Here is a 16,405-nt window from a genome sequence, read left to right on the forward strand (position 1 = left end):
TTTGTTTTCTTATTTCTTAATTACCTCAACATCATCGCCTTCTTTAAGGCTTTTGGTTACGGTATTATAGGGTCCTGTAATTACGGTTTCTCCTTCGGTTAAACCTTCGGTAATTTCAATATTACTATCATCCTGAATTCCGGTAGAAACCTTTCTTAGTTGAGCTTTTTCTCCATCTTTTAGAAAAACGGCCTCGTATTTTTGTTCTTCGCTTTTGGTCTTTGTAGTATCATTTTTTATTACAATTGCACTAATAGGAACCCCTATAATAGCATCTTTTCTATTGGTAATAATATCTACTGTAGCGGTCATACCGGGTCTAAAAGGAGAATAATTATCAGGTTTTTCTTTTAAAAGCTCTTTATAAGATTCCTCTAAAATACGAACTTTCACTTTAAAATTAGTCACCTGGTCGGTGGTAAGTGCAGCATCGGCCGAATTTGAAATTTCGGTAACAATCCCTTTAAACTCTTCTCCTAAATAAGCATCTACCTCTACAATAGTAGAATCGCCTACCTCAACCTTTACAATATCATTTTCATTTACGTCTACTTCTACCTCCATGTTGGTAAGGTTGGCTACCCTAAGAATTTCGGTACCCGCCATTTGTTGGGTTCCAACAACCCTTTCACCCAATTCTGCATCTAATTTTGAAATGGTACCGCTCATAGGTGCGTAAATATTTGTACGCCCCAGGTTATCCTGAGCTTCCTTTACAGTAGCCGATGTACTTTGCATATTGTAATAGGCCGATTCTTTATTGGCTTTCGCTACTTCATATTCTGAAACAACCCTATCCCACTCAGCTTTCGAAATCACTCCCTTTTCAAAAAGACTTTTGTTCCGGTTATAATTTGCTTCCGCTTGTTTTAAACTTGCCTGAGCCTGAGCATAATTTGCACGAGAAGTTTCAAGGCCTGCCTGTGCCCTATTCACGTTAGATTGATAAATGTCTGGGTTTACCCTAACCAATAAATCCCCTTTTTCTACAGCCTGACCTTCTACCACAGGAAGTTCTATTATTTCACCCGAAACTTCCGAAGATAATTTAACTTCAATCTCAGGTTGAATTTTTCCCGTAGCCGATACAGTTTCTACAATATCTATAGGCTCTATTTTGGTGATCTCTACTTCTTTAAAATTACCGGTTTTTCCAAACCAGCCTGCTTTTTTTCCCACTATTAGCAATAGAATAAGTGCTACAGCAATTCCAATAATTATAAAAAGCGTCTTTTTCTTCATGATTTAAAATTTAAGATCGGTCACCGGTACTCCAAAATATAGTTCAAGTACTTTTAGTTTAAAAATATAATCGTATTTGGTTCTAAGCACTTCACTTTGTGCATTTTCATACCTTAATTTTGCCTGGCTAAACTCAAAGGCATTAGAAATCCCTACATCAAAACGCTGTGTAGAGTATTCAAAAGCCTGTTCTTGTGCATATGCTGCAACCAAAGAAGCTTCATAAGCCTCAAAAGCTCCTTCGGCATCTACATACGCCTGATACACATTCGCTTCAAGATCTAATTCGGCCTGCTCTAATTGATACTCGGCCCGTTTTGCATTTACCTGGCTTCTTCTAACTTGGTTTCTTGTAGCTAAGCCATTAAAAATTGGCACACTAACCTGAACACCATAACTTATACCATCGTTGCGCTGTAATTGCTCAAAAAACGGCAAAGGACTTCCAATAGTTGTTAAAACATTGGGAGCAACTACAATATCCCCGGTGCTTTCAACTACCCCTATTTCACGAGTAGGATCGTTGGGATCTACTTCTGCCCCTACAACTCTTCCCTGACCAGATTCACGGGTATTATAATTAAAGAAGGCGCCCACACTTGGGTAGTAAGCTCCTTTAGCAATTTCTACATCTTTTTGGGCTATTTCCTTATTAGCTTCTGCAATCTTAATTTCAGACCTTTCTTCTTTGGCCCGCTCTACTATATCTTCTACCGAATTGTCTAAAATTTCGGTTCCAAAAATATCGTAACCCGATTCTACGATATCAAAATTCTCGTAATCTTTTATTAGCAGCGTTTGTGCTAAACTAATAAGTGAAATTCTAATATTGTTTTGAGCCACAATTATACGCTGTTTCTCATCGGCAAAAGTAGCTTCAATTTCAAGAAGATCGCCTTTAGGCAAAGAACCGGCTTCTACCAGTTCTTCTGTGCGCTGCATTTGCTCACGGGTAACCTCGTTTTGCATTTTAAGAATCTCCAGGTTCTGTTTATTAAAAAGCACTTGTAAATAGGCATCTGCAACAAAAAGGGTAATATCGTCCTTCATTTTATCAAGCGCATACTGGCTGGCCAATTTAGAAATTTTTGCCCGTTGTAATTGCTTGAAGTTTCTTAGCCCGTCAAAAAGGTTTAGACTGGCGGTAATCCCCGCAGAAAAGTTTCGGGTAGTCTGGGTTTGTAACACCCCGGTGGTTACATTTTGTGTAAGCCCTGTATTCCAGGAATTGGTAGCCGAAGCATTTACATTGGGCAGGAAGTTACCAAACGCATCTTTTTTTCCTAATTCGGCAAGTTCTACATCCAGCTCGCTTTGTTTTACTGAAATATTATTCTCTAATGCGTAGTTTACGCATTCCTGAAGTGTCCATTTGTTATTTTCCTGAGCTTTTACAAATAAACCAGAAAATAACAGTATGACTAATAAGTTATATTTTTTCATAATCGGGATTGTGGTTGATGAGTCTGCGAAATTCTTAACTTGTTACATTTTGAAGTAAAAATCTATTTTCCGGCGAATTCAGGTCCGGGTTGCACCTTGTTCCAAACCTTAATCTTATCGTCTTCAGAAATTCCTTCTTTCACCTCTACCTGAATCCCATCACTAATTCCCAACGTCAAATCCCTTCTTTCAAATTGCTGATCTCCGGTCTCTACTTCCACGAAAGGATCCTGAGTTTTAGGATCGAATTGAACAAGTGCTTCTTTAATGGCCAAAACCTCATCTGCCCTATCTAAAATAATGGAAGCATTGGCACTTAAACCGGCTCTAATAAAAGTCGTATCGGCTTTATTTAGGGTTCCTTTTATCTCAAACTGAATGGCTCCATTTTCATCTACACCTTTTGGGGCTATATAATCCAAAACAGCATTAAAAGTTTTATTCTCTATAGCACCTACTGTTACTTCTAAAGGCAAACCTTCTTTAATTTTACCTACTTCGCTTTCATCAACTTTCCCCTCAAAAATCATTTCGTTCACATCGGCCAGAGTAGCCAGAGTAGTACCGTCATTAAAATTATTACTTTCAATTACCTGGTTCCCTACTTTTACAGGAACGTCAAGTACCATTCCGTCTACCGTGGAGCGTATAAGTGTATTAGCCGCACTCCCTATACCACTGGTAGTTCCTGTTTGTACAATTTCAAAGTTTTGTTGAGCAGAACGGTAATTTTGCTGCATTCTTTTATAGTTGGCTTCGGCATTATCGAAATCGTTTTGAGAAATCACACCTTTTTCAAATAAGGATTTCTGCCTCTCAAATGATTTTTTCTCATTATCTAAATTGATTTTAGCTGTAGCTACCGCATCTTTTGCACTTTGCAATGAATTTACATTTGGAATAACCCTTATTTTTGCGATAAGGTCTCCAGCTTTCACCTTTTCTCCGGCCTCAATGTATATTTCATCTATAATCCCGGAAATATTAGGTTTTATAAGCACTTCTTCCTTGGGTACGATATTACCGGTAGCTACGGTTTTTTTAACAATGGTCTCTACATAAGCCTGTTCGGTTTCATAAACCCTGGGATCTTCCTGGTTTTTCTGAAACAAATAGTATAATGCCCCGACAAAAACCACGGCGATCAATACTAAAATTGAAATGGTAACTGTTTTTTTCATTTTTTGATTGTATTTATCTTCTTTTCTTTACTCAGTTCTTAACGCATCTACAGGCTTTATTTTAATTGCATTTTGAGCCGGAATAAGCCCTGCCAACAAACCTGAACATACCAAAATAGCAAGGGCAGTAAGTACAACTCCTAAATCTACACTTGGGTTTGCAAACATCATTTCGGAAGTATCCATTCCACTTAAAGCATAATTTACTGCCGCAATTATTCCGGTAGCGAAAATAATACCGGCCATTCCCGAAATAATAGTCAGAAAAATAGACTCCATTAAGATTTGCCCCCTTATTGACCATGGAGTGGCACCAAGAGCACGTCTCACTCCAATTTCATTCGTTCTCTCTTTCACTACAATTAGCATAATATTGCTAATTCCTATTATACCGGAGAGCAACACCAAAACACCTACAAAGTAGGCCACTGCCTTAAGTGCTACAAACAAACCGTTTACCCTATTAAACTCTTCATATAAATCGAAGTTCCCTACCGCTCTGTCATCTTCAGGGTGAATTGAATGCCTGGTTTTTATAAGATCTAAAATGCTGGATTTTAAACTGGTAATAGAGTTTTCATCATTTGCGGTAATCGCCATCCAACCTACGGTATCTCCCATATTAAAAGCCTGGGAAAAAGCTGTAAATGGAACATAGATCTGTTTTTGAGCTTCTTCTACGTTTCCGCCTCCACCACCTTTTTTCTTGTAGGTTCCAATTACCATAAAATTTACTCCATTAATTTTAAGATAAGTACCTAAAACTTCTTCATCTTTCTCATAAAGTTCCCGTTTTACGCCTTCTCCAATAATGGCTACTTTACGCTTCTCCTGAATATCTAAATAGTTTATAAACCTTCCGGAAGTAATATCCATGGGCTCCTGTTGAATAATCTCAGGATAATCGCCATAGACATTAAAAGCACCGGTTTGAAGACCTCTAACTACATTGTTATTTCCCCCAAAACCACCTAATTGATTCCTTGGAGAAATAAATCTAAGACCAGGAACATTCTCTCTAAGCGCTTCTATATCTGCTGTTTTAAAATTGTACCTTCTTCCTTTAGGCAAACCTTTATAAGGTTTAGAGGCTGTTTGCGTCCACATAAACATGGTATTTGTAGCTATGCCCCCAAAACCTTTTTTTACACCATTTTCAAGTCCCTTTCCTGCCGCCAATAAAATTACAAGGATAAAAATACCCCACATTACGCCAAATGCGGTAAGGATTGTTCTAAACCAGTTAGAGCTTAATGCTTCAATTATTTCACTCCATTTATCCCTGCTAAACATACTATTCGTCTCTTAGTGCTACAATGGGTTTAATTCTCGCAGCCCTCCAGGCAGGAAAAAACCCTGCTATGGCACCGGCAAGTATCAAGATAAAAACGGTGGTAAGTGCTACATTAAAATTAACGGCAGGATTAGCAATGTAGGGAGTTTCTATAAGCGGGCCAACAAACTCCAGCAATAGCAAACTGGCTATCAAACCCACAAAACCGGCTATTGCAGTTACAAAAATAGACTCGTGCAAAACCATTCCCACAATAGAGAGCGGCTCTGCCCCCAGGGCTTTTCTGATCCCTATTTCCCGGGTTCTTTCTTTTACTATAATTAGCATAATGTTACTTACGCCCACCACCCCGGCAATTATGGTACAGATCCCCACCCCCCAAAAGAAAAATTTTATCATATCCATTAAATCGTAAAAACGCTTGGCATTTTCCAGGGAGTTATTAATACTAACAGCACTTTCGTCATCTGGGGCTATGGTATGAGTTTCTTTTAATTGATTTTCTATATCTGCCGAAAAACTACTGGAAGCAGCAAGTGCCTTTTCAAAACTCTCTTCCGGCTGCAACGTAAAAGCCATATTGGCAATATTATTCGCACCTCCAAATACACGTTGTGCGGTAGAAAGGGGCATAAACACGCGACTCTCTTCCCTTTCTCCACCAGGATCGGTATACACTCCAATAACCTTAAAATTTACACCTGAAATCTGAATATACTCCCCTATTGGTTGCTTATTGTCTTTAAAAAGATCGTTCCTAACCTTATTGCCTACCACTAAAACTTTCTCATAATTATGATAATCTTTATAATTGAGAAAACGGCCTTCTACCATCCCACTATTTTCAAGAAATTGATAATCTGGATAAACCCCTTCTACCCGATAAGAGCCCGACTCCTTCCCGTAGTTAACTATACCGTTCCAAATTCTAAAAATAGAAGATTTATACTCTAAATCATCCTGATGTTTTAATGAGGCATAGTTGAAGTCTTCATTCTTCATTTGAATTCTCCTACCGGGATTTAGCCCCTTGTATTCTTTCGAGGTAACACCTGTGTAGACATAAATAATGTTAGCAGCATCTCTTTTGAATTCCTGGGAAATACCGTTTCGCATCCCCTCCCCAATTCCCAAAAGAATTACTAGAATAAAAATCCCTGAAGCTACCGAAAGGCCAGTTAAAAAGGTTCGTAATTTATTTTTACGAATGGTATCAAAAATCTCTTCCCAACGTTCTAAATCAAACATTTTCCAGTGCTCTTATTTGTTTAACCCTGGTGTCCTGGATTATCTTACCATCTTTTAAATTAACGATCCTCTTGGTCATGGCAGCAATATCGGGCTCGTGGGTAACCACAAGTATGGTTCGACCCTCATCGTTAATTTCCTGGATTAGGTTCATTACTTCATAAGATGTTTTTGAATCTAATGCCCCGGTAGGTTCATCGGCTAAAAGCACCTTTGGATCGCTGGCCAGCGCTCTTGCAATAGCAACCCGCTGTTTTTGACCTCCAGACAATTCATTCGGTAAATGACCACTCCAATCAGCAAGACCCACCTTTTCCAGATAAGCCATCGCCTTTTCCATGCGCTCGCCCCGATTAATCCCCTGATAATACAAAGGCAGAGCCACATTATCTAAAGCACTTTTATAAGAAATAAGATTAAATGACTGGAAAATAAAACCCAGAAATTTATTACGGTAACGAGCAGCTATCTTTTCATTAAGATTTTTAATAGGTACGCCATCCAGGGTATAAGAGCCTTCATCTAATTCATCTAACATCCCTAAAATATTTAGAAAAGTAGATTTGCCAGATCCAGACGACCCCATAATAGAAACGAGTTCTCCTTCGGCAACGCTAAAATTAATCCCTTTTAAAACGTGTAGCGAACTGCTACCCATCTTATAAGACTTATGAAGATCTCTAATCTCTATCATTGAAATAAAATTACGGGTTACTAACTTTTAGAAAAAGCGTTACCAATAAGACTCTATCACAATGAAAAAGTTACAATATTTTTAAGAAAAAAAATTAGGCTTTCTTAAACTTTCTGAATTTTCTTAGCCTTTTTTCTAGATCGGTAGATAAAAAAACCTAAAGCACCAACCAATAAATATGGAAATGCCATAAGGTAAAGGATACCATTATTAATACCTTTAGCTGCGCTTTGGTCGGTATCACTTTCAAGAACCGCACGACACATAGAACATTGTGCATTGGCCATCTCGGGCACTAGAATTAGCAGGAAGATAAAAATTAAAAACTTAAGTTTCATAATGGTAATTTCAGACTACAAATTTAAGAATTTTCACAAACAACTGTTTAGTACAGCTGTTAAGACTTAATTTCTTCAAGAAGAAGATAGACTACTAATAATAGGGAAACATAAAAATATATACCAATACCCCTGTAATTGCTACATAAAGCCAAATAGGGAACGTCCATCGGGCAATTTTTGCGTGCTTTTCATATTCTCCTGTTAAACCTCTGTACATTGTAAAAAGTACTAATGGTACAATAATAGCCGAAAGTACAATATGCGTAATAAGAATAAAGAAATACACAGGTCGCAAAATACCCTCGCCGCCATACGGGACAGGATCATTACTTATTTTTGAGATCACATAGCTCACCAAAAATATAGCTGAAAGCACAAAAGCAGTAATCATAACATTACGATGTAGCTTATACTCTTTAATATTCATAAAGAAATACCCCAGCATTAACAGAATGGCGGTAGACCCATTTAATACCGCATGGAAAAATGGGAAAGTGCCTGCCTGGATGCCAAATATATTATAGCGTTCAGGCAAATACATTAAGACAAGTACCAGGGCTGGAACCAATATAGATAAACCAATTATTACCGGTACTGCGATTTTATCTACTTTTGTTAGTGTTCTTTTCACAATAGCTTTTTAATATCTTCGATTAAAATATCAATTTGAGGCTCTTCCTCACCCTCTACTACAGATTTATTCCTTTCTACAGATCCACGATAATAAATTATAGGATTTCCAAACCTATCCAGTCGCGATCTAATATAACCCTCCTTATCTACCAAGGCAAACAAGCCCTGATGGGCAAAACCACCGGGAACTTCACTATTTTCTCCTGCATAAATATTAAAACCACCATTGGCAAGCCCATAAATAGCTTCTCTTTCGCCGGTCAATAAATTCCAATTAGGATGATTTATCCCATAGTTTTCTGCATAAGATTTTAAAACCTCAGGGGTATCATGTTTGGGATCTATAGAAAAGGAAGCAATTCCGAAATCATTTTTATTTTTAAATTCTTCCTGAATTTCAACCAAATTTTGGTTCATTATTGGACAAATTGTAGGGCAGGTAGTAAAAAAGAACTCCGCCACATATACCTTCCCCAGGTAATCTTTATTGGTTATGGTATCTCCGTCCTGATTTATCAATTGAAAATCTGGTGCTTTTTTCTTTTTACCGTTAACCTCTATATAAGTTAAGGGTTTACTGTTATTAGATGTCTTGTCTGCGCCCTTCACATTTAACCTATCGGCCTTCACCACTTCATCCCCGGCAATAGTACTTACAATTTTAGGAATAAAAATAATCCCAAAGATCAAAATAGTTAGGGAAAGGCCTATGTAAGAATATTTTCTCTTCATTTTTAATTATTTTCTCTATCGGCGTTATTCTTTTTTAAAGCTAACCTATATTCAGCAAGAATCACTTTAACATCATCATTCATTTTATCGCTTAATTCTGCAACAGACCTTGAATCGTATCCATAAACTTTTCCAAAATCTTCATCGTCATCCCTGCCTCTTAAATTAAATTCTTTATCCACAATAAAAACATAGGGAGTATAAGTGCCTTGTAGGGTATGCGGAGTCTTAAAGCTATTAAAGGTTTCTTTTATAGCCTTAGGTGTACCAAAAACAAACCTCCATTTTTGAGTTTCTGAAATACCGCTGAATTCTTCTTTAAATTTCCTGGCCTCTTCACGCGCTACCTCGGGAAGCACTACAATAAATTGAAAATCGTCGAATTCGTAGTATTTCTCGAGTATTTTTTGATCAAGATTAAAGGTATTCCCTTTTAAGTCATCGAGCTTTTCACCAAAAAAAGCAACGATACTAATTTTATCTTTGAAAGTAACTGTGTTTCCTTCCAGATCCTGAAATTCAGAAACGTCATTAACCTCTTCGGTTAAAACAGGCAATTTCGCAAAGTTATTTTGCCCTGAAGCAAAAAACATATAAGCAATAATAGGTAATGCAAAGAGTACCAAAAGCACAAAAAACTTTTTCATATCCTATATTTAAAAGTGGCACAAAAATAAAAAGACGGTTTAACAAAACCGCCTTTCTGTACTTTTTTAACTTTTAAGTTCTTTGTCCTAGAAATCCCAGGATACATAACCATTATTAAAGACCTCATAAATATAATCCCCTTCGGTTAAAAGGATAAATATAAGGTAGCTAATAAGAAAAACTGCCGTCCATACTATAGCTCTTCGCAAACCTTTAGTTTCTCCTTCTAAATGCATAAAAGACCAGGCAATATAATAGGCTTTATATATAGTTAGGATAATAAAAATCCAGTTTAGGAGCGACATGCTCAAAAAAGAAGTATCTGTTAGAAATTCGGGTTTAAAAATCCCCAGAACAACTTCAACAATTGTAACTATGGAAAGTATTACAAATACCGTCCAAATCCTTTTTGTGTTAGATTCGTGTTGATGTGCTGTATCGTGTGCCATTTTTATTTATTTCTAAAATTAAACCAGGTAAAAGAATGTAAAAACAAATACCCAAACTAAATCCACAAAGTGCCAGTAAAGACCAACCTTTTCTACCATCTCGTAATTCTTTCTACGCTCGTAAGTACCCAAAATAACATTAAAGAAAATTATAATGTTAATAAGCACTCCTGTAAATACGTGAAAACCATGGAAACCGGTAATAAAGAAAAAGAAGTCTGCAAACAATGGCGGGCCATATTCATTACGGGTAAGGTTAGCTCCCTCTATTACACCTACAGCTTCACTGTTTAACTTGGCAATAGATTCCTCACGAGAGAGAATGGTTTTCTCACCCTCTTCGTTCATTATTTGTGTTCTTATAAGAAGATCTGAATTTTCTCCAAAGCCTGCTTTCACTTCTTCTATAGAGTAAGATGGCAAAGATTTTTCGCTCTCAAACCAAACCCCGTTTCTCGCCTCATGCTCTACTCTGGGTGAAGCCTGAGAAGCAGCTACATCAGAAAGTGCTACACGATGGCCCTCACTATCTACAAACTGCAGTATATTACCACCTTCTGTATAAACAGCACCATAAGTACCATTGATAAAGTTTTTCCATTCCCAGGCTTGAGAACCAAGGAAAATAACACCACCAATAATAGTAAGAAACATATAAAATGTAACTTTTCCTTTCTTGAGTTGATGACCAGCATCTACTGCCAAAACCATAGTTACTGACGAGAAGATAAGAATAAAGGTCATTAACGCCACATAATACATTGGAGCGTCTACACCATGTAAAAAAGGAAAGTGATTAAAAACTTCATCGGCAATTGGCCAAGAGTCCATAAATTTAAATCGGGAAAATCCATAAGCTGCAAGAAAACCAGAGAAGGTAAGTGCATCAGAAACGATGAAAAACCACATCATCATTTTGCCATAGCTAGCTTTTAAAGGCTCATTTCCACCACCCCAGGTTTTACCTTCGGTGCCTGTTCTAACAACAGTAGCTTCCATAGAAGAGTTTTTAATTTTTAAGTATTGCGCAAAAATACGCAATTTTATTATTTAAAGAAATATAAAAATACAAACAGGTATATCCACATAAGATCAAGAAAATGCCAAAAAGTGCCACCTAGCTCAATACCAAGCATTTGACCTTTTTTATATCTTTGTTTAAAATGGTTATAAATTACCACTAAAAGCGTGATTACACCTACAGCCAAATGCACTAAATGCACTAAAACAAGCACATAAATAAAAGAAGTGGTAATACTACTTTCGCTTCCGGTAAAGTAATAGCCTTTAGCTATAATCTCAGAAAACCCATTAAATTGCAGCACCATAAACAGCACAGCCAACACCAGGGTGCCAATCAACATCGCCGAGGCATTTCTTCGGTTTCCAGACAAAATGCTTTGTTTTGCCAGAATAAACGTAATACTACTCAAAACTATTACAAGGGTACTCCAAAAAAAAGCAGATGGCAATTCGAATTCTGTTAGCCAATCTGGCCTTGTTTTACTCACAACATAAGCACTTGTTAATCCACCAAAGGTCATGATCATGCTTATTATCCCAAACCAGAGCATCATTTTCTTAGCCCTGTCATATTTATGTTTTTCTTCACCTTGAGTTAAATCCATTGTCTTATAAATTTATCTAAAACATATACAATTTGTAGCAGCGTAATATAAGATACACTCGCAAACATTAACTTTTTTGCGGCCTGGGCAGTTTTTTCTTTATACAACCTTATCGCATAATACAGCATTCCCAAACCAAGTAAAAGAATAACGACACCTGCGACGGGAGTTAGAAAAAGTTTATCTGTAACCCCAAATACCGGAACTAATGACACTAAAACAGTCCATACTGAATAAAGAATAATCTGTATAGCCGTTCCCTTATCCCGCTTTCCGGTAGGCAACATAAAAAAGCCACCTTTTTTATAGTCGTCGTACAACCACCAACCAATTGCCCAAAAATGCGGAAACTGCCAAAAAAATTGAATCATAAACAAAGTACCCGGCTCTATACTAAAATCTCCGGTAGCAGCAACCCAACCCAACATAAAAGGAATTGCCCCGGGAATAGCTCCTACAAATACAGATAATGGGGTTTTAGTCTTAAGAGGCGTATAAACACTTACATATATAAAAATACTTATTGCTCCAAACATCGCAGTCTTTGGGTTAATAATATATAAGACTACAAGTCCGCAAATAGTAAAAACACTGGCAATTAAAAAAGCAGTACTTACCGACATTCTTCCACCCGGAATAGGACGATTTTTAGTACGATCCATAAGGGCGTCTAAATTACGCTCTATAATCTGGTTATAGGCATTTGACGCTCCAACCATAAAGTAACCACCAACAGCCAAAAGGAAAACGGTCACAAAATCTATATTATCGGCTCCTAAAAAATATCCTGCTACCGATGAAAAAACAACGCTTACAGCAAGCCTTACTTTGGTAATCTCTTTAAAGTCTGTTACGATAGAAGCCGAGGAAGTATGTACGCCGGTGCTGCTCAAAAATAGTTTTTTAAATTGGCGCAAAGATACTCCTTAATTAGGTTTTGGCAAGGGGGCAAAAATGTTAATTTTAAGCACTTAGGGATTTGCTAAAATATTGAAAGATAATTATCACTGAGAACTTCCGATAGTAAGTTTAGATTTACAAGAGAAATCAGGTTTTAATAATCGTAGTACCAGTTAAAAATATCGGTTCTTATACCAAAGTTTAACCAACTTGTGGTATTGTCAAAATAAGAAGCTGTATCTAAACGAGGATTAAAAGAACGATATATAAAGCTCCCGTATAATTTTAAATTCGTTGCCGGATTCACAATATAACCGGCTTCAATACTACCAAACAAAGATTTAGTGGTATTTCCCTGGCCAACTTTCACTCCAACATCAAACGGACGTTGCCGTTCACTACTATAAATATCACCACCATAAGCCTGCGCATCGGTATAGTCGAAACCGCGTTTACCATAAATCACTTTAGCATTTCCATACCACCTGTTTTTCTTATAACGAGCAATAGCAAGTATTTCCCTAAAATTAGCACCCCATAAATGAGCCATAGATTGGTTATTATGGCCGTAATTTAAAACTCCGGTATTATGCGAATATGTATAAGGACGCACCTGGTTATATTCAAGCTGAAGATAAAGCCCCGGCACCTTAAACGCATCAAAATATTTGACCCCCAGTTGGTAACCAAGTTTATTCTTCCAGCTTTGCTGCCCTCCGAATACATCGGAAGTAGAAAATTCGTCTATTACAAATTGGCCATACGCGTTTATAGTGTTTGAAAACTTATATTTTGAAGAAAGCCCAATAATAGCATTTCCACCCCTGGCACCGGTAGAAAACTCAATAGCCCTATAAAAAATTACCGGGTTCAAATAATTTAAATCGAAGCCCCGGTTGTTATCATTTTCCCAAACCACAGATTCAAACAAACCAATATTAAGCCTTTTGGTAACATTATAGCTTAAATAATGACTTGCCATATATTTTGTCCTAAAAGAACCACTGGCCGTAACTTCTGGCCGCACATCTCGCAAAGACATCCAGGTATTGGTATATTTCAGCTTCCAAAATGTAGTATTCAGTTTAAAATATGGATAAGGCGAAGCATTATCGCTCATTAAAAGCGACCTATAGCCATCCCCTATAAAATTCTTGCCGTGCCCAAACTGCAAATTAAAAAATTTATTGGGCGTGTAAGACAAGTATCCTTCGGCTACAGGATAATCATAACCTTCATCCATAAAAGGTTTAGCAATACCTCTACCGGGAATTATAGCAGGATCTCCCCCATCTGGCCTTAAAGATTCTGCAAAACGATTATAATAGTCGGCAAACCTACCTTGATTCTCGTAAGCAACGGTGTAAAAATTAAGCTTCTTACCTAACCCACCCTGAAAAACTAGCGCCCGGGTATTATTATAGGTAAAATCGAAGTCTTTTTGCTGAAAATCTTTACCTAACTGAAGATCTAAAGCAAAATCTAAAGTAAACCAATAATCTTCGGTTTGAAATTGCGCCAGATGCTCATTAAGCAATTTGCGACCTAACCATGAATTTACCTTCTTAAGCTGAGTATCTTCTTCCTTTTTGAAATTATAACACTTAGAAACCTCAGAAAAAAGTAACGGTTTTGAAGCAGCATGTGTATTGACGCCAATCCTATTAAATTCAGCATCAAAACGACTATAATACTCATGAGAAAGCGGGATATTTATCTGGCTCTCATATGTAGGCCGTGTAAATTTGCCGGGTTGAATTTCATCATATTCATTATCAATGTCATTATCAGTCTGAAATAATACCGATTCGCTTTTATGATTCCCTTTATAAGCCTGTTGAAATTGTTCCAGGTTTAAAGATAGTGGAATTTTAACCGGCATTCTAAACTGAGCAAAAACAGGCCTGGCGTTGTAAGTAGCCGGCTGTATTGTAGGAAGCATATTAAAAACACGCTGCATCTCTTCTTTCAACTCAACGTAGGCCGCATCTAAATAAAGTACCTGAAAAGCACCAAATTTATCAACTTCAAAAACCACCTTCACCTCTCCCCTATAATCCTCATCAATCACTTTAGAAGGAACGGTATAATTAGCAAGGATAAACTCGCGCAAAGTATTCTTAAAGCAAGCTTCTTTATTTTCAAAATCTACGGTGGAGCATTGCGGAAATTCAGGAAAGCGCTGAACATTGCTTTGAGCCTGGAATTTAAAATTATTTATAATTAATAAAACCAGAAGAAACAAATAGCTCTTCATACTCAAATTGAAGAAAGGTTGGTTAAACTCTGGAAATATACATTTTTTTGGATAGAGTAAACCGGTATAAACAAAAAAATCCCGGGAACAAGCCCGGGATTCAATATCAAAAAAAACTTTATTTAGTCCTGTACCTGGAATACAATAGGTAGCGAGTACATAACTCCAACCGCTTTTCCTCTTTGTTTCCCTGGTTGCATTTTCGGTAATTTATTAATTACTCTTGCAGCCTCACGTTCTAATCTTGGGTGCGGTGCACGAGACATTACGTTAGTAATATTTCCCTTTTCATCAATTTTAAACTGAACAATCACTCTATTTACACCCGAAAGACCTAGCTCTGCACCAAGATCTGTATCAAAGTTACGGTTTACAAACTGACTGATTTTTTTACTCATACATTGTTTGCGCTCTTCATTATTTTTCAGGTTTTCACAACCTGGGAAAATTGGCACATCTTCAATAACAGCAAAAGGTACATCTGCCACTTCTTCTTCTACAGGAGCCTCAACAACTTCCTCTACTTCAACAATCTCTTCAAGATTTGTTTCAGTAGATTCAATCTCATCTTCCTCAACCTCTTCTTCATCCTCTACAACCTCAATAATCTCTGGCGCTGGAGGCGGCGGAGGTGGTGGCGGAGGTGTATTCTGCATCTCGGTAATTGGGATTTCTTCATCGTCTAAATCGTCCATACTTAACTGGCCGGTATCAATGGCTTCCTTGTCATAAGTCTTCCATTCAATAGCACGCCAGGTAATTAATAGGACCAGGACAAGCCCCAATTGGAGAAACAGCACGCTCTTTCTCTTTAAATCGGCTTTTGGATTTTTCTTTGGTTCCATAATTGGTTATTGATTAATAAGGATTGCTAAAATAAATATTTTTTCTAAAAAACTAAATTAATCTTGCTATTTAACCTTTTTAGACTTCTTTCAAAGAAAAGAAAGATAATAACAGCAAGCAAAACACCAGTGGTATTAGCCAAAATATCAAACCAATCTGGTTGACGATAACTGGTGAGCACTCCTTGTAAAAGCTCAATTAACATACCAAACAGCACTGCAAGGCCTGCAATTTTAAAAAGGTTACTCTTATAAGTATTCTTAGGTTTATTTTTCAACATAAAATATACCTTCCACAATACCAATAACCCAAAATAAGCTACAAGGTGTAAAAGTTTATCTGTAGGATTAAAACTTCCAACGCTAATTTTACCAAGTTTCACCAAAGACGAAACCGTTAGTAAAACTGTGTAGGAACAAGCTACAAATAAAGCAATTCTAGTTACCAAGAATTTCTTTATAAGCATCTGCGCTTAAAAGTTCTTCCAACTGAGATTCATCAGAAAATTTCACTTTAATCATCCAACCTTCTCCGTAAGGGTCTGAATTCACTTTTTCAGGCTCGTCTTCAAGACTTTCATTAAATTCAATAATCTCTCCAGAAATTGGCAAATACAGGTCTGAAACGGTCTTTACCGCTTCTACAGTACCAAACACCTCTTCTTTATCAAGGGTCTCATCCAGGGTTTCTACTTCTACATAAACGATGTCTCCCAATTCGCTTTGAGCGAAATCTGTAATACCTATTGTAACAGTATCACCTTCTACCCTGATCCATTCGTGATCTTTGGTATACTTTAAATCTTGTGGAATATTCATTGGTTCTATTTTATATTGGAGCAAAGTTAATTTTTTAAAGCAATACTTCAA

General features: G+C 37.0%; 18 protein-coding genes. All 18 read right to left on the bottom strand.

Annotated elements, in window-relative coordinates; all coding sequences use genetic code 11:
* Positions 1-9: 9 nt before the first annotated feature.
* A complete protein-coding gene (locus I6U50_RS04320; RefSeq protein WP_198637980.1) occupies positions 10-1,242 on the bottom strand; it encodes an efflux RND transporter periplasmic adaptor subunit in 1,233 nt (410 codons plus the stop codon).
* Between the two features lie 3 nt (positions 1,243-1,245).
* Positions 1,246-2,685, bottom strand: coding sequence for a TolC family protein (locus I6U50_RS04325; RefSeq protein ID WP_198637981.1), 1,440 nt, complete (start codon positions 2,683-2,685; stop codon positions 1,246-1,248).
* A gap of 62 nt (positions 2,686-2,747) precedes the next feature.
* Positions 2,748-3,866 carry an efflux RND transporter periplasmic adaptor subunit gene (locus I6U50_RS04330; protein WP_198637982.1) on the bottom strand — a complete coding sequence of 373 codons (1,119 nt, stop codon included), beginning with the start codon at positions 3,864-3,866 and terminating at the stop codon, positions 2,748-2,750.
* Positions 3,867-3,893: 27 nt separating this feature from the next.
* A complete protein-coding gene (locus tag I6U50_RS04335) occupies positions 3,894-5,159 on the bottom strand; it encodes an ABC transporter permease (RefSeq protein WP_198637983.1) in 1,266 nt (421 codons plus the stop codon).
* A 1-nt stretch (position 5,160) separates the two neighbouring features.
* Positions 5,161-6,408, bottom strand: coding sequence for an ABC transporter permease (locus tag I6U50_RS04340; RefSeq protein ID WP_198637984.1), 1,248 nt, complete (start codon positions 6,406-6,408; stop codon positions 5,161-5,163).
* Positions 6,401-7,102 carry an ABC transporter ATP-binding protein gene (locus tag I6U50_RS04345; protein ID WP_193711369.1) on the bottom strand — a complete coding sequence of 234 codons (702 nt, stop codon included), beginning with the start codon at positions 7,100-7,102 and terminating at the stop codon, positions 6,401-6,403. The genes I6U50_RS04340 and I6U50_RS04345 overlap by 8 nt, the downstream gene beginning before the upstream one ends.
* Positions 7,103-7,206: 104 nt before the next feature.
* Positions 7,207-7,440, bottom strand: a complete 234-nt coding sequence (locus tag I6U50_RS04350; RefSeq protein ID WP_198637985.1) for a hypothetical protein — start codon at positions 7,438-7,440, stop codon at positions 7,207-7,209.
* A gap of 94 nt (positions 7,441-7,534) precedes the next feature.
* Complete coding sequence (locus tag I6U50_RS04355) at positions 7,535-8,074, bottom strand: DUF420 domain-containing protein (RefSeq protein WP_198637986.1); 540 nt, start codon at positions 8,072-8,074, stop codon at positions 7,535-7,537.
* Positions 8,071-8,808 (bottom strand): SCO family protein, encoded by a 738-nt coding sequence (locus tag I6U50_RS04360; protein ID WP_198637987.1) that lies wholly within the window; start codon positions 8,806-8,808, stop codon positions 8,071-8,073. The genes I6U50_RS04355 and I6U50_RS04360 overlap by 4 nt, the downstream gene beginning before the upstream one ends.
* 2 nt (positions 8,809-8,810) lie before the next feature.
* Positions 8,811-9,455 (bottom strand): hypothetical protein, encoded by a 645-nt coding sequence (locus tag I6U50_RS04365; protein WP_193711373.1) that lies wholly within the window; start codon positions 9,453-9,455, stop codon positions 8,811-8,813.
* Positions 9,456-9,542: 87 nt separating this feature from the next.
* Positions 9,543-9,905, bottom strand: coding sequence for a cytochrome C oxidase subunit IV family protein (locus I6U50_RS04370; RefSeq protein WP_193711374.1), 363 nt, complete (start codon positions 9,903-9,905; stop codon positions 9,543-9,545).
* Between the two features lie 18 nt (positions 9,906-9,923).
* Complete coding sequence (locus I6U50_RS04375) at positions 9,924-10,904, bottom strand: cytochrome c oxidase subunit 3 (protein ID WP_193711375.1); 981 nt, start codon at positions 10,902-10,904, stop codon at positions 9,924-9,926.
* A 47-nt stretch (positions 10,905-10,951) separates the two neighbouring features.
* Complete coding sequence (locus tag I6U50_RS04380; RefSeq protein WP_193711376.1) at positions 10,952-11,533, bottom strand: cytochrome c oxidase subunit 3; 582 nt, start codon at positions 11,531-11,533, stop codon at positions 10,952-10,954.
* A complete protein-coding gene (gene cyoE / locus I6U50_RS04385; protein ID WP_198627342.1) occupies positions 11,524-12,426 on the bottom strand; it encodes a heme o synthase in 903 nt (300 codons plus the stop codon). The genes I6U50_RS04380 and cyoE overlap by 10 nt, the downstream gene beginning before the upstream one ends.
* A gap of 161 nt (positions 12,427-12,587) precedes the next feature.
* Positions 12,588-14,690, bottom strand: coding sequence for a gliding motility protein RemB (locus tag I6U50_RS04390; RefSeq protein ID WP_198637988.1), 2,103 nt, complete (start codon positions 14,688-14,690; stop codon positions 12,588-12,590).
* A gap of 122 nt (positions 14,691-14,812) precedes the next feature.
* Positions 14,813-15,535 (bottom strand): energy transducer TonB, encoded by a 723-nt coding sequence (locus I6U50_RS04395; protein WP_193711379.1) that lies wholly within the window; start codon positions 15,533-15,535, stop codon positions 14,813-14,815.
* 44 nt (positions 15,536-15,579) lie between these two features.
* Positions 15,580-16,002 (bottom strand): VanZ family protein, encoded by a 423-nt coding sequence (locus I6U50_RS04400; protein ID WP_193711380.1) that lies wholly within the window; start codon positions 16,000-16,002, stop codon positions 15,580-15,582.
* Positions 15,974-16,354, bottom strand: a complete 381-nt coding sequence (gene gcvH / locus I6U50_RS04405) for a glycine cleavage system protein GcvH (RefSeq protein WP_193711381.1) — start codon at positions 16,352-16,354, stop codon at positions 15,974-15,976. Before gcvH ends, I6U50_RS04400 begins: the two co-directional genes overlap by 29 nt.
* Positions 16,355-16,405: the final 51 nt, after the last annotated feature.

This window comes from Salegentibacter maritimus (genome assembly GCF_016236975.1).
Classification (GTDB): Bacteria; Bacteroidota; Bacteroidia; order Flavobacteriales; family Flavobacteriaceae; genus Salegentibacter; species Salegentibacter maritimus.

Bases quoted from the DNA above. Each gene is read 5' to 3' on its own strand.
- I6U50_RS04320 (WP_198637980.1), bottom strand. From the start codon at position 1,242: ATGAAGAAAAAGACGCTTTTTATAATTATTGGAATTGCTGTAGCACTT.
- I6U50_RS04325 (WP_198637981.1), bottom strand. From the start codon at position 2,685: ATGAAAAAATATAACTTATTAGTCATACTGTTATTTTCTGGTTTATTT.
- I6U50_RS04330 (WP_198637982.1), bottom strand. From the start codon at position 3,866: ATGAAAAAAACAGTTACCATTTCAATTTTAGTATTGATCGCCGTGGTT.
- I6U50_RS04335 (WP_198637983.1), bottom strand. From the start codon at position 5,159: ATGTTTAGCAGGGATAAATGGAGTGAAATAATTGAAGCATTAAGCTCT.
- I6U50_RS04340 (WP_198637984.1), bottom strand. From the start codon at position 6,408: ATGTTTGATTTAGAACGTTGGGAAGAGATTTTTGATACCATTCGTAAA.
- I6U50_RS04345 (WP_193711369.1), bottom strand. From the start codon at position 7,102: ATGATAGAGATTAGAGATCTTCATAAGTCTTATAAGATGGGTAGCAGT.
- I6U50_RS04350 (WP_198637985.1), bottom strand. From the start codon at position 7,440: ATGAAACTTAAGTTTTTAATTTTTATCTTCCTGCTAATTCTAGTGCCC.
- I6U50_RS04360 (WP_198637987.1), bottom strand. From the start codon at position 8,808: ATGAAGAGAAAATATTCTTACATAGGCCTTTCCCTAACTATTTTGATC.
- I6U50_RS04365 (WP_193711373.1), bottom strand. From the start codon at position 9,455: ATGAAAAAGTTTTTTGTGCTTTTGGTACTCTTTGCATTACCTATTATT.
- I6U50_RS04370 (WP_193711374.1), bottom strand. From the start codon at position 9,905: ATGGCACACGATACAGCACATCAACACGAATCTAACACAAAAAGGATT.
- I6U50_RS04375 (WP_193711375.1), bottom strand. From the start codon at position 10,904: ATGGAAGCTACTGTTGTTAGAACAGGCACCGAAGGTAAAACCTGGGGT.
- I6U50_RS04380 (WP_193711376.1), bottom strand. From the start codon at position 11,533: ATGGATTTAACTCAAGGTGAAGAAAAACATAAATATGACAGGGCTAAG.
- I6U50_RS04390 (WP_198637988.1), bottom strand. From the start codon at position 14,690: ATGAAGAGCTATTTGTTTCTTCTGGTTTTATTAATTATAAATAATTTT.
- I6U50_RS04395 (WP_193711379.1), bottom strand. From the start codon at position 15,535: ATGGAACCAAAGAAAAATCCAAAAGCCGATTTAAAGAGAAAGAGCGTG.
- I6U50_RS04400 (WP_193711380.1), bottom strand. From the start codon at position 16,002: ATGCTTATAAAGAAATTCTTGGTAACTAGAATTGCTTTATTTGTAGCT.
- gcvH (WP_193711381.1), bottom strand. From the start codon at position 16,354: ATGAATATTCCACAAGATTTAAAGTATACCAAAGATCACGAATGGATC.